The sequence below is a fragment of the Salinicoccus albus DSM 19776 genome (assembly GCF_000385175.1).
Taxonomy (GTDB): Bacteria; Bacillota; Bacilli; order Staphylococcales; family Salinicoccaceae; genus Salinicoccus; species Salinicoccus albus.
Map to the genome: position 1 here is coordinate 141,856 of NZ_ARQJ01000032.1, position 12,072 is coordinate 153,927.

The following is a 12,072-nucleotide window of genomic DNA, read 5'->3' on the forward strand; positions in this document are numbered from 1 at the left end:
AGGATGACATACAGGAGATTTATAAATGAAAAGATTAATCTATTTGATATTACCAATAATCGTATTATCCGCATGTGGCGGCAATTCTCCGAAGCAGGAACTTGCAGAAGCAGAAGAGCGCAATAAGGAACTTGAATCCATGCTGCAGACTGAGGAGGTGAACCTCCAAAAAAATCAGATGAGACTGGAGGCGCTGGAAGAGGATATATCCAAGATGCAGTCGGTCATCGGCAATTCGGATATTGATACATATGTCTCTGAGGTATCGGAATATTCATCGGCGCTTAAAGAAGAAGTTGAAAAACTGGATGGATTGGTAAAAGAAGCGAAAGAATCCGAAGACCTTTCCATTATCAGTGAAGACATTGGTGATATACGCGAGAATATAGACGAGGCAATGAACAGGTATCAAAGTGCGGCAGAGGCACTGGAGTTGAACGACTATTTAAAAAGGGAACACAGTTCGCTGGAGCTGGCCAATGAAGAGATCAGCGACGCACTGGACAACATCGAAAACGGCGCAGACAGCAGTACCATGGAAGCTGTAAATGAAGGCACAGAGCAACTGAAAAGTGCCAGTGAATATTACTAAAAGAAAAGAGCGTAATGAATGGATAAACCAACTATCGGCGGGCAGGCCGTTGTCGAAGGGGTAATGTTCCAGGATAAGGAGCACATGGTGACAGCTATCCGCAGAAATAATGAAGAGATCGAATACTTTGAAATGCAGCGTCCACAAAAGGAATGGGTGGCGAAACTGAAAAAGGTCCCTGTTTTAAGGGGAAATGTCGCGATTATTGAATCGAGCATCTACGGGATGAAGCATTTGGAGTTTGCCACAGACAGGTATGAACGGGACCCTGAAGATGATGCCAATATTGCACAGGAAAAACAGGAGGCAAACACCGCTAAAATTGTTTTATCGACAATTATTGTCGGTATTCTCTCATTTCTGCTCGGTAAGTTTCTGTTCACACTGATCCCGGTATTTGTCGCCGAAGTATTCTCGGGTATTGTGAGTTCACATTTTGGACAGGTTCTTTTGGAAACTGTCTTCAAGCTGGTACTTCTGCTGGGCTATATTTATGTCATTTCCATGACACCGATGATCAAGCGGCTTTTTCAATATCACGGCGCCGAACATAAGGTGATCAACACGTTTGAAAGTGACAGGGAACTGACTATCGACAATGTCCAGGAATATTCAAGACTGCATTACAGATGTGGCAGTTCATTCATATTGTTTACAGTCCTTGTAGGGTTTGCAGTGTATATGTTTGTACCTGTAGATCCTTTATATGTTAGAGTTTTAAACAGAATAGCTCTGATTCCTGTGGTCATCGGACTATCGTTTGAATTTCTGCAGCTGACGAATAAATTAAGAAACATTCCTGTGTTAAAATGGCTGGGTATACCGGGACTGCTGCTGCAATATTTGACGACAAAACAGCCGGATAACTCACAGGTGGATGTTGCGATACATTCATTCAATCAACTGGTAAGGAGAGGCTGATATTGAAGAAAATCCTGTTGTATCTAGTACTGATCATCGCACTGGTTGGACTGATCACCAACCTCGACTATTTCATGAACATGATTGTAAGTTCACTTATTTTCCTGCTTGTCCTAGGTTTAATCATATACGGAATATATTATTTTTTCATACTGACACCGAGTCAGAGAAAATATAAAAAAGCTTTGAGAAAGTCCAAACGTAAATATAAAAACAGAAATAGCTAGACAAAAGACAGGTCAAATCACTATGACTTGTTTTTATTTAATCTCTCTTTATCGATATCTCTTTAAAATTATACCAAAAATCTCTATAATATACTTATGTGAAAATTTAAGGAGAGATAAGTTTTGGATACTTGGATGATCATTCTGATTGTCGCTGTCGTGATAATCCTGTTGTTTTTATTAAATGGATACAGGAATATGCGAAATGTGACATCTTTGCCGGAGGAAGAGTTTAAAAAAAATTTGAGGAAAGTTCAGCTCATTGATTTAAGAGAAAAAGAGAAATATGAGTATGGCCATATCATGGGCGCGAGAAATATACCGATGATGAATTTCTCCATGAAGATGAACTCTTTGAGAAAAGATCAGCCAATCTACTTGTATGATCAAAATGGCCGGCTTCCTATCCGAGCAGCTAAAATGCTCAGGAAAAAAGGCTATACTGATATTTATATGCTGAAAAGTGGCATTAGAAAATGGAGTGGAAAGATCAAGTCTAAGTCTAAATCAAAATGAAATGATATGTAAAAAAGGACCTCTCAGGTCCTTTTTTTACGGAGTTATTTTTCATCAACAATGTTTTCATGCTGGAATCTCAGTACAGGTTTCCTCGCTGCCTGAGTCTCATCCAGGCGGCTGACAACTGTGGTATAAGGCGCCTCCAGCACTGTGTCAGGTTCTTTCTCTGCTTCTTTGGAAATTTGAATTAGTGCATCGACAAAGCCGTCAAGTGTCTCCTTGGATTCTGTCTCAGTCGGCTCGATCATCATGCATTCCTCGACATTTAACGGGAAGTAGATTGTCGGCGGATGGTAGCCATAGTCAAGCAGCCGTTTGGCTATATCCATTGTACGCACACCCATTTTCTTCTGTCTGGAACCGCTGATGACAAATTCGTGTTTACAGTGCTGTTGGTAAGGAAGTTCGTATGTTCCTTCCAGTCTTCTCATCACATAGTTGGCATTGAGCACTGCATTTTCCGATACTTCTTCCAGACCATCCGGACCCATTGTGCGGATATAGGTATAGGCGCGCAGGAAAATACCAAAGTTACCGAAGAATGGTTTGATTCGCCCGATACTGTCAGGCACATTGTGCTCTACTTTATAGCTGTCGTCATCGTTTTTAACAATCATCGGTTTCGGCAGGAATTTTGCAAGCTCAGACTTGACGCCGATCGGACCTGAGCCCGGACCGCCCCCGCCGTGCGGACCTGTAAATGTTTTATGCAGGTTGAGATGGACCGCATCGAAGCCCATGTCCCCAGGGCGTACTTTTGCCATGATTGCGTTCAGATTCGCACCATCATAGTAGATTTTTCCGCCTGCCTCGTGGATGATATCACGAATTTCGATGATATCTTCCTCAAAAAGCCCAAGCGTGTTCGGGTTGGTCAGCATGATGGCTGCTGTCTTTTCTCCTGTAACGCTCTTAAGGTGGTCGATGTCGACCAGCCCTCTGTCATTAGATTTTACAGTGACCACATCAAAACCTGCGACTTTGGCACTTGAAGGGTTTGTGCCATGTGCGGAGTCAGGGACAATAACTTCTGTACGATCATAATCACCATTCGCCTGATGGAATGCTTTAATTATTAACAGGGAGGTCCATTCGCCCTGGGCACCTGCAGCAGGCTGTAAAGTGATTTCATCCATACCTGTGAGTGCCTTTAGATGCTCCTGCATATCGTAGGCGATCTCCAGGGATCCCTGGTTTGCCTTGTCGTTCTGCAATGGATGGCTGTTGGCAAAACCGGGCAGCCGTGCCACTTTTTCATTCATCTTAGGATTGTATTTCATGGTGCATGACCCGAGTGGATAGAAGCCGGAATCCACACCATAGTTTTTATTGGACAGTTCAGTATAGTGCCGTATCAAATCAAGTTCGCTGATTTCTGGCAGTTCTGCCTCTGTCCTGCGAAGGAATTTTGAGTCGATGATATCAGCCAGCTCTTCTCTTTCAACTTCCAGATCCGGAAGTGAATATGCGAAACGGTCTTCTGTGCTTCTTTCAAAAATCAATGGACTGGATCCTTTAAGCATGGTATTCACCCAACCTTTCAACAAATGAATCAATTTCGTCTTTAGTGCGCAGTTCAGTTACAGCAATCAGCATGTGGTGCTTATAGCTGTCCCCTAAATGAGCAAGATTGAAGCCCCCGATAAAGCCATCATCATAGAGTGTGTCATTAATCTCATCAATGTCTTTTGAAAGTTTTACAGCAAATTCATTGAATGATTGGCCGTCGCTGACAGTAAAACCGGCAGATTTCAACTGTTTTTTCATATAGTTGGTGTTTTGAATGTTGTGTTCTGCCATTTCTACGGCACCTTTTTTACCGAGTGCGCTCATAGCGACCGAAGAAGCCAGTGCATTCAGCGCCTGGTTCGAGCAGATGTTACTGGTCGCCTTATCACGCCTGATGTGCTGTTCACGCGCCTGCAGTGTAAGCACAAATCCACGGTTGCCCTCATCGTCCTGAGTCTGACCGACAAGCCGTCCAGGCATTTTGCGCATCAGTTTTTTCGTAGCAGCGAAATATCCGCAATGCGGCCCGCCGAATTGTGTCGGTATACCGAATACCTGGGTATCACCCGTCACAACGTCTGCATTAAATTCGCCCGGCGGTGTCAGTATACTGATCGCCAATGGGTTACTGTTCACTACGAATAATGCCTTATGCTTATGCGCAATCTTTTCTATTTCCTCCAGATCTTCAATTGAACCCAGGAAGTTAGGATACTGGACCATCACTGCTGCTGTGTCTTCATCTGAAGCTGCGTCGAGCTTTTCAATATCGGTATAGGTACCGTCCAGGTCAACTTCCACAACTTCTATATCCTGGCCTTTGCAGTAGGTTTTCAAAACTTCAATCGCCTGGTAATGAACCCCTTTGGATACCACTACTTTTTTCTTTTTCGTCTGGCTTGCTGCCATGGTGGCAGCCTCAGCAAAGGCTGTTGGGCCGTCGTACATGGATGAGTTGGCCACATCCATTGCAGTCATCTCAGAAATTAATGTCTGGAATTCAAAAATAGCCTGCAGTTCGCCCTGGGAAACTTCTGGTTGATATGGGGTATACGCAGTGTAAAATTCTGAACGTGAAATGACATGATCGACAACAGTCGGGATATAATGGTCGTAAACCCCGGCACCCAGAAATGAAACGTGAGTATCCGTTGTGATGTTCTTGCTGGAAATTCTGGTCAGTTCCCTGAGCAGTGCTGTTTCACTCTTCTGTGGTTTAAGGTTCAGTTCACCGTTGAATCTGACTTTTTCAGGGATATCACCGAACAGTTCGGAAATGTCGGAAATACCGATTGTGTCGAGCATTTCCTTTTTGTCTTTTTCAGTTAGTGGTAAATAACGATGACTCAATTTCTACACTCCCTTAAATTTAATTTTTATGGAAGGGTGCTTTAGCAAATTTTGCTTTAACATCCTTGTTGCGTACTTTTATATAAAATTCCTTATCCAGTTCATAAAAATCAGCATCCACCAGAGCAAAACCGATGGATTCCTTGGTCAGAGGGGACTGGGTGCCGCTTGTGACAGTGCCCGTTTGATTACCTTCCAAGTCAGTCACTTCATAGTTCGTACGTGCAATGCCCCTGTCAAGCAGTATAAAACCAACGAGTTTCCTGGAGGTGCCATTCTCTTTTTGATCCGTGAGAACATCCTGGCCCACGAACGGTCCCTTGTCTGTTTTGACCGAGAATCCCATATTTGCTTCAATCGGTGAGATATTCTCGGTCAGGTCCTGTCCATGAAGCGGCAGACCGGCTTCAAGGCGCAGTGTATCACGGGCACCGAGACCGCATGGTACGGCACCTTCCTCCAGGAAGAGTTCCCAGAGCTTCCGGGTATCCTCAATGTCGCAATAGATCTCAAATCCGTCTTCACCAGTATACCCGGTTTGAGATAGGATCACTGTAGATCCATAAAGATTAACGTCTTTCTTGAACCGGAACATCTTCATTTCACTGATGTCTTCCGTTACGTATTTTTGAACAAGCCCGCGTGCCTCCGGTCCCTGTATCGCCAGCTGGCCGTATCTGTCAGTCACATTTTCCACCACTGCATCGAAACCATCGATTGTTTTTAAAGCGTTATAATCCGCATCTGTGTTAGCGGCATTGACGACAAGCAGATAATCATTGTCGTCAATCCTGTAAGCGACAAGATCATCAATGACGCCCCCGCGTTCGTTACACAGCATTGTGTACTGAGCTTTGACATCTGTCAATTTGGTGATGTTGTTGGTCAGTGCATAGTTTAACAAAGCTTCGGCTTCTGAGCCGGACACACGGATTTCTCCCATATGACTGACTTCAAATATACCGGCCTTTTCCCTGACCGCTTTATGTTCTTCCTTGATGCTTGAAAACTGTACAGGCAGCGCCCACCCGGAGAAGTCGACGACTTTGGCTCCGGAGGCCTGATAATAGTCATACAAGGGTGTCTTTTTCAGTTCAGACATGATTTTTTCCTCCTTTATAATAAAAAACAGGACAGCGTTATGCTGCCCTGTTGAATAATCTTCAGGATTGCGTCCCAATGCTGTACTTTTGCCTGAGAGATTCACCAGTATGCTGGCTTGCTCCTTCGGCGACGATCACTCGTTCTCTCGAGCACTGTTCATTCGCAAGAATTTTCTAATATTCAATTCATTCTTATTATAACCCTGCAAAAGAATAAATAGCAAGATTCTTCTATGTTTAATGTAAGCCCTGTCATTCCATAAAGTCAACAATTTTCTGTATTGTTTCTTCAAGACCTGGGGAAGTATCTATTTCCAGGTCGCAACAGTCCCTGTATATTGAGATTCTGCTGTTATACAGCCGCTTCACTTCCTCGACAGGCTGTCCGGCCAGAGGCCTTGAACTGTCCCCTGAAATTCTGGAATATAAAAGCTCGAAATCAGCATTTAAAAAGATCACTTTCTTATCAGTCGCTTTGATGATTTTGAAAGAATCATCAAAAGTGACCGCACCGCCGCCGGTGGATATTATGGCGTCAGTATGTGAGAAATCCTTCAATACTTCATACTCATATTTTCTGAATCCATTTTCTCCTTCTTCATTGAAGATTTGTGGAATGGATCTGCCGGCATACTGTGCAATTTCTTCATCCATCTCAACCACTTTTCGTTTGAGCCTTTCACCGAGCACATTTGCAACAGTTGTTTTACCGCTGCCCATGAAGCCAATCAGAATCATTTGTTTTCTCCTGTTCCAATATTCCGCGTATTTTTTCCTGGTAGATTTCTATGAAATTCATACGGATATCAATTGTTATCATTATCTCATTATAGTACTGATAGTAAAGCCCTATCAAATATATCAGGACAACATATACTGAAAGGCTGAAAAATCCATCATTTCCGAAATGACAGCGTTTCATCAAAATTCACATCCTCTGCAGTGATTGTAAGTTCTATACGTTCCGGCGACTCTTCAATATCGAACCGATCAACGCCGAACATCACAGTCACAAATCCGCTCCCGTCGACACTTCTGATGATCCTGTCCCCTGCTTTGCGATAACTGATCTCTGTTTTGTCCCCTTTGAAAGTGATTGCGAGTTTTGAACCGGTCACTTCTATTCCTTCACTCTCCTGAAAAACTTCGGTGATATCCAGCACAAAGAAATCTGTATCAAACGCTGCAGGTTCCTGATTTACATTTTGGAAGAATGTGAATATTGCGGGCATCAACGACATGATTACAGCTGCAGCTGACAAAGCGGCGAGTGCTTCGATGTAGGTAAAACCGGATGGACTATTCAATGGCAATGCATAACTCAATCTTTTCCTTATCACATATCGCATCTCCCGACACATAAAAATTTTTCGTATTATTTTCGAAATCATTGAAGTCTTCATACATCAGCAGCTCAATGTAAACCGTTCTGTGAAAATTCAAATCGGTCTCAGATTCATGAGAAAGGGACGTGATCATCATTACCGCCGGGATGAGTACGGCAGTAATGATAGAGAATATCACCATCGAAAGCATGGTGTCGATCATCATAAAACCATTATCTTTCAATTCTAAACCTCCCTTTCTGGATCTGGAAAACGAAGCTGATCCTTTGCTCCAGGCAGTTGAAATTGAGTGTGCCAAAGTCATTGGTATCGCCATTTGCTTTATACATAAATCGTCCCAGCGAACCCTGTTCCATCTTACAGATCGAGAGCTGGTATTCATTAATCACTTTCCCTCTGATATTTTTGATCAGTATTTTATGGTGTTTTCGATCGAAATCTACAATATGAGATTCTTTTTTACTCAATGTATCTGTCTGTACAGCTTGGAAAACCAATGAGATATTTTCAATTTCATTGTCGATCCGCCGTTCTTTATTTTCAGGTATGGCATGCGCAGTAATCATAAGCATGACGCTGACGATAAATAAAGTCAGCAGCATTTCCATCATTGTGAAACCGCTACTCCTGTTTGACAGCTTCGCCACCTGAAATTGTAATTTGTACACCATTTGCGCATGTTGTCTGGTCAGAATTCAAATATGCAGGCACCAAGTCAGAAACTGAAGCCGGTGCTTCCCCTTCATTCAGCGTATATGCCTGGATCTGACTCTGCACCATCTTAACCTGGGCGTCACACCCTGTATCCTGTACATTGGAACTTTGAGCAGCTATATTGGGAATGATCAGTATGATCAGTACAGAAATGACAAGCAGTACAAGCAGCATTTCAATCAATGTAAATCCTTCTTCTTTTTTCATGTTATATTTCTTTTTCATCAGTTTGTTTAACATCTTATTTCCTCCTCTAATTAATTTCAGACATCATCTCAAATACCGGTAAGACAATTACGAGGTACAGGCAGATGATGAGCAGCCCCAGTATTAAAAAGATTACCGGCTGTATTTTCTTTGTGACATTTTCAATTTTCATAATGAGTCTTTCCAGAGTATACTCGCTGAAAAGAATCAGTTCTTTTCCGACACTGCTGTTCTGTTCGCCATGGCTGACAAATACCGAAAGTTTTTCATCCAGCATTTTAATGCTTTTAATCGCAGTCGAAAGGTTCTCCCCCTGGATCAGTTTTTGTTCTATCAGTGAAGATGTGTAACTCAAGTAATCGTTCAGAGTTTGATGATTAAAGAGGTCAAGGATTTCTTTGACCTCAAGCCCGTTGTTGATAAAGAATCCAAATTCTCTTGAAAATCGGTAGGTCTGGTATCCTGAGAAGTAATATTTTATCAATGGCGTGGCGAGCAATATTCTGCATCTTAGACGAATATCCGGCATTTTCATAACCAGACAGACGCTCAGTATGAAAACCGCCATCAATAATAAAAAGCCAAATACGAGCTGGGGCAGACGCTGTAAAAATTGCGTGAGGAAGGTTACAAAACCATCCGATTCAGTTCCCATTGCGCCATACAGTGATTCGAACTGTGGGATCACTGTGTAATTCAGGACGACCAGCATTGTGATAAAAATGCCGATCAGTACAAGGGGATACTGGATCGCTTTCAACAGCTTTTTGGCTGTCTCCCTCATGTTTTCCAGATATAGCGCAGATTGTCTTAAATTGGTCAGTAATTCCCCATGTATTTCAGCGAATGAAATCTGTATGATGATGGAATTTTTATACCCGAGCCTTCTTAAAATACTGCTCAAGCTTCCGCCGGCTCCTGCCATTTCCAGACAATCTTCCTTATCCTTTGCTTTAAGCACATCGTATTGTTCCAGTAGAAAAATCAGGGCATTGTGCATAGTAAAGCCACTTTCAGTCAGATCTGCAAGTTTCATCAAAAAGTGGGCGTCATATCTTCCAAGCTTATTTGAATTTCTCTTTAAAGTTTTTAAATTCATCGTCAGTAATACGCTTCCTTTCATTCAAAGCCTCAAGCTGCATCTCCAGAGTGATCAAATCTGTCTTTTTATTCAGCAGGTAATCTTTTATCCGGGTATTATCCATAAATTCATAGATGATATAACTGCCTTTGTTTGTATGAATAATCCGCTGATTAATGATCAAAGTGATACTTTCAATCATCTCTTCGATATATAAACCGTAATCTTTCAACCTGCTTAATGTACTCACTGCAGATTTACTGTGAAAAGTGGTGAGCACCAGATGTCCGGAGAGGCTTGCTTTTAAAAGTTCTGAAGCAATATGACTGTCCCTGATTTCACCAAACATGATAATGTCCGGGTCACAGCGCATGACGCCTTTCAGCAGTGAAACATAATCCATGTTCGCCTTTTCATTGATTTCCACCTGGACCATCCCGTTTAGGTCATGTTCAACCGGGTCCTCAATACTGATAATTTGTCTCCCCTGTTCATTTATGACATCGGAAATCAGCCGGTACATCAGGGTGGATTTACCTGAACCTGTGGGTCCTGTAAACAGGATCAGCCCCTGCATTCTTGTCATGTATTCCTTAAGGAACAAGTAATGGGACTGTTCATAAAATAAGTCGCCGGACTTTTTGTCTGCCATCGGATTGAGTATTCTGATCACAATAATTTCATTTAACAAAGAAATTGGCAGTGTGCTCACTCTGACTCCTATCCGGTCATTTTCAATCTGTATCATCGTTCTGCCGCTCTGCGGTATCCGATGTTCGTTAATATCGAGTTCTGCAATGAACTTTAAATAGTTGATCAATTTTTTATATGCATCCAGGGGCACTTCCTGCAACGGTTCCAGCTCGCCCTGCTTCCTCACTCTAATGAGACCGGTATTACTCTCGAGTGTTATATGTATATCTGTCGCATTCTGATGCATTGCATCTTTAATAATGTCATCTAAAACTGCTTTCAATAAAATCACCTCCTACTCTATATATACAAAAAATAGGCCGATTTGCTCTTTTCAGAATTAAATACACAAATTTTGTGTTTCTGTGCAAGATTTTGTGTATAATGATGAATAATGGAAATTGATGACAGTATATTTATCTGATTTAGTATTTACTTTGACCCGCTCTTTATATATAATTAAATGAGATATGTATTGTTTAGTAAGGATGAAAGGATTGTTCCTATGGATAAGGTATTTAAGACACTTGGATTCTGGACGGCAATGTTCGCAATCCTATTCTATGTCGGGGATATGACAATGATGTCACTGTTCTTCATTGCACAAACCGGTTTCTTTGTACTTGTCGGATACATGAAGCTGACTGAAAGAATGTATATGTATGTATTTGCAGCATATTTAGTCCTTTTCTTTGTAGGATTTACATACTACTCTACTTTCTTGCTGGAACCTTCATTCGGATAAAAAAACAGGCAGATTCGACTCGAATCTGCCTGTTTTTTTATCCTTCAGCTGCTTATCTTCTGATAAATGGATTGGAAGTTTTCTCCTTGCCAATGACGGTGGACGGGCCGTGTCCGGGATAGACTTCTGTATCTGCATCCAAAGCATAAAGTTTTTGTTCAATTGTGTTGAGCAGCGTCATATGATCTCCCCTGTATAAATCGGTTCGGCCAATCCCGCCGTTGAATAATACATCCCCGGAGATGATAAAATCCTCAAAAAGAAAGCTCATGCTGCCCGGTGAATGTCCCGGTGTGTGGATGCTCTCAAAGCTGAAACTGCCAATATGCATCGCCCCTTCTTTTAGTACTTCAGGAGAAATGTCTGAAACAATCGGTTCTATCCCCATATCTCTATATTTACCGGAGCCGTTTTTTGATGGGTCGCTGAGCCAGTCCGACTCCTCACCGCCCAGCCATACAGCTGTGTTGTATGTTTCTGCAATACTATCCAGTGCACCGATATGATCAAAGTGGGCATGGGTGAGAAGTATTCCTTCCACCGGTTTTCCGATTTCCTCCACCGTCTGCCGAATGACCTCCGGTTCTCCGGATGGGTCTATGATCAGTACGCTTTTTTCATTATTCAGAATATAACAATTGGTCTCCAGCATGCCTAAAGGCAATGTTTTTATTTCCATTTATCTCACTCCCCATAAAATCTTCTCGACAAAGGTCTTATTTAATTATACAATATGTATGAGGCAAAAGAGAAATAATGGGAGGTTGAAAATAATGCCATTCATCGATACGGGTGAATTGTTTGAAATTGGCGGCATTACCATCCACATTGGGGTAAACGCTCTATCAATATTAATGCTGATGGTTTTCATTCTCGGCATCTGGGGGCTTGTTGCTGCCTTTAAAAACAAAAATCTGCTTGCGGTATTATTCAGCTTTGCGACAGTCGCTACATTTGGTTTCTTTGCGATTGCTACTATATTTACATTCGGATATCCGGAATTCGGACAGTAATATAAACTGATGGCATACCGGTTACATAAAAGGCGGACTTTGAAGTCCGCCT

At 42.2% G+C, this 12,072-nt stretch carries 17 protein-coding genes and 1 riboswitch; of the genes, 6 read left to right on the top strand and 11 right to left on the bottom strand.

The annotated features are described in order from the left end of the window. Positions 1-25 precede the first annotated feature (25 nt). The 4 genes from G343_RS0112020 (at position 26) to G343_RS0112035 (ending at position 2,256) form a co-directional block, all read left to right on the top strand. The gene (locus G343_RS0112020) at positions 26-592 is read left to right on the top strand and encodes a hypothetical protein (RefSeq protein WP_020008400.1); all 567 of its coding nucleotides are present in this window, start codon (positions 26-28) and stop codon (positions 590-592) included. Positions 593-610: 18 nt separating this feature from the next. Then, positions 611-1,513 carry a DUF1385 domain-containing protein gene (locus G343_RS14860; protein WP_020008401.1) on the top strand — a complete coding sequence of 301 codons (903 nt, stop codon included), beginning with the start codon at positions 611-613 and terminating at the stop codon, positions 1,511-1,513. Between the two features lie 2 nt (positions 1,514-1,515). Next, complete coding sequence (locus G343_RS15485) at positions 1,516-1,740, top strand: SA1362 family protein (protein WP_020008402.1); 225 nt, start codon at positions 1,516-1,518, stop codon at positions 1,738-1,740. A 123-nt stretch (positions 1,741-1,863) separates the two neighbouring features. After that, entirely contained in the window at positions 1,864-2,256 is a 393-nt protein-coding gene (locus G343_RS0112035) for a rhodanese-like domain-containing protein (RefSeq protein ID WP_020008403.1), read from the top strand. 44 nt (positions 2,257-2,300) lie between these two features. On the opposite strand, the gene gcvPB is transcribed toward G343_RS0112035, so the two are convergent. The 10 genes from gcvPB to comGA form a co-directional block, all read right to left on the bottom strand. Beyond that, positions 2,301-3,782, bottom strand: a complete 1,482-nt coding sequence (gene gcvPB, locus G343_RS0112040) for an aminomethyl-transferring glycine dehydrogenase subunit GcvPB (protein ID WP_020008404.1) — start codon at positions 3,780-3,782, stop codon at positions 2,301-2,303. Further along, a complete protein-coding gene (gene gcvPA, locus G343_RS0112045; RefSeq protein ID WP_020008405.1) occupies positions 3,775-5,118 on the bottom strand; it encodes an aminomethyl-transferring glycine dehydrogenase subunit GcvPA in 1,344 nt (447 codons plus the stop codon). Before gcvPA ends, gcvPB begins: the two co-directional genes overlap by 8 nt. 19 nt (positions 5,119-5,137) lie before the next feature. Continuing rightward, complete coding sequence (gene gcvT / locus G343_RS0112050; protein ID WP_026366388.1) at positions 5,138-6,223, bottom strand: glycine cleavage system aminomethyltransferase GcvT; 1,086 nt, start codon at positions 6,221-6,223, stop codon at positions 5,138-5,140. Positions 6,224-6,290: 67 nt separating this feature from the next. Continuing rightward, a riboswitch (glycine riboswitch) is annotated at positions 6,291-6,382 on the bottom strand. A gap of 91 nt (positions 6,383-6,473) precedes the next feature. Continuing rightward, on the bottom strand, positions 6,474-6,959 hold the full coding sequence (locus G343_RS0112055) for a shikimate kinase (protein WP_020008407.1): 486 nt from the start codon (positions 6,957-6,959) through the stop codon (positions 6,474-6,476). Positions 6,960-7,117: 158 nt separating this feature from the next. Beyond that, entirely contained in the window at positions 7,118-7,561 is a 444-nt protein-coding gene (locus G343_RS0112065; RefSeq protein WP_245541957.1) for a ComGF family competence protein, read from the bottom strand. Further along, the gene (locus tag G343_RS0112070; RefSeq protein WP_020008410.1) at positions 7,521-7,790 is read right to left on the bottom strand and encodes a type II secretion system protein; all 270 of its coding nucleotides are present in this window, start codon (positions 7,788-7,790) and stop codon (positions 7,521-7,523) included. Before G343_RS0112070 ends, G343_RS0112065 begins: the two co-directional genes overlap by 41 nt. Further along, positions 7,780-8,238 carry a competence type IV pilus minor pilin ComGD gene (gene comGD / locus G343_RS0112075; RefSeq protein WP_156823632.1) on the bottom strand — a complete coding sequence of 153 codons (459 nt, stop codon included), beginning with the start codon at positions 8,236-8,238 and terminating at the stop codon, positions 7,780-7,782. The genes G343_RS0112070 and comGD overlap by 11 nt, the downstream gene beginning before the upstream one ends. Beyond that, positions 8,189-8,506 carry a competence type IV pilus major pilin ComGC gene (gene comGC / locus G343_RS0112080; RefSeq protein ID WP_026366389.1) on the bottom strand — a complete coding sequence of 106 codons (318 nt, stop codon included), beginning with the start codon at positions 8,504-8,506 and terminating at the stop codon, positions 8,189-8,191. The genes comGD and comGC overlap by 50 nt, the downstream gene beginning before the upstream one ends. Before the next feature lie 28 nt (positions 8,507-8,534). After that, positions 8,535-9,611 carry a competence type IV pilus assembly protein ComGB gene (gene comGB, locus G343_RS0112085; protein ID WP_156823633.1) on the bottom strand — a complete coding sequence of 359 codons (1,077 nt, stop codon included), beginning with the start codon at positions 9,609-9,611 and terminating at the stop codon, positions 8,535-8,537. After that, entirely contained in the window at positions 9,553-10,545 is a 993-nt protein-coding gene (gene comGA / locus G343_RS0112090; protein WP_020008414.1) for a competence type IV pilus ATPase ComGA, read from the bottom strand. Before comGA ends, comGB begins: the two co-directional genes overlap by 59 nt. A gap of 222 nt (positions 10,546-10,767) precedes the next feature. Between comGA and G343_RS0112095 the strand changes: the two genes are divergently transcribed. After that, positions 10,768-11,007 carry a DUF2626 family protein gene (locus tag G343_RS0112095; protein WP_020008415.1) on the top strand — a complete coding sequence of 80 codons (240 nt, stop codon included), beginning with the start codon at positions 10,768-10,770 and terminating at the stop codon, positions 11,005-11,007. 52 nt (positions 11,008-11,059) lie between these two features. On the opposite strand, the gene G343_RS0112100 is transcribed toward G343_RS0112095, so the two are convergent. Beyond that, positions 11,060-11,686, bottom strand: a complete 627-nt coding sequence (locus G343_RS0112100) for an MBL fold metallo-hydrolase (RefSeq protein ID WP_020008416.1) — start codon at positions 11,684-11,686, stop codon at positions 11,060-11,062. Between the two features lie 94 nt (positions 11,687-11,780). On the opposite strand from G343_RS0112100, the gene G343_RS0112105 reads away from it, so the two are divergent. Further along, positions 11,781-12,020, top strand: a complete 240-nt coding sequence (locus tag G343_RS0112105) for a DUF2759 domain-containing protein (protein WP_020008417.1) — start codon at positions 11,781-11,783, stop codon at positions 12,018-12,020. Positions 12,021-12,072 lie beyond the last annotated feature (52 nt).

Bases quoted from the DNA above. Each gene is read 5' to 3' on its own strand.
- G343_RS0112020 (WP_020008400.1), top strand. From the start codon at position 26: ATGAAAAGATTAATCTATTTGATATTACCAATAATCGTATTATCCGCA.
- G343_RS14860 (WP_020008401.1), top strand. From the start codon at position 611: ATGGATAAACCAACTATCGGCGGGCAGGCCGTTGTCGAAGGGGTAATG.
- gcvPB (WP_020008404.1), bottom strand. From the start codon at position 3,782: ATGCTTAAAGGATCCAGTCCATTGATTTTTGAAAGAAGCACAGAAGAC.
- G343_RS0112055 (WP_020008407.1), bottom strand. From the start codon at position 6,959: ATGATTCTGATTGGCTTCATGGGCAGCGGTAAAACAACTGTTGCAAAT.
- comGD (WP_156823632.1), bottom strand. From the start codon at position 8,238: ATGGTGTACAAATTACAATTTCAGGTGGCGAAGCTGTCAAACAGGAGT.
- comGC (WP_026366389.1), bottom strand. From the start codon at position 8,506: ATGAAAAAGAAATATAACATGAAAAAAGAAGAAGGATTTACATTGATT.
- comGB (WP_156823633.1), bottom strand. From the start codon at position 9,611: ATGAAAGGAAGCGTATTACTGACGATGAATTTAAAAACTTTAAAGAGA.
- G343_RS0112095 (WP_020008415.1), top strand. From the start codon at position 10,768: ATGGATAAGGTATTTAAGACACTTGGATTCTGGACGGCAATGTTCGCA.
- G343_RS0112100 (WP_020008416.1), bottom strand. From the start codon at position 11,686: ATGGAAATAAAAACATTGCCTTTAGGCATGCTGGAGACCAATTGTTAT.
- G343_RS0112105 (WP_020008417.1), top strand. From the start codon at position 11,781: ATGCCATTCATCGATACGGGTGAATTGTTTGAAATTGGCGGCATTACC.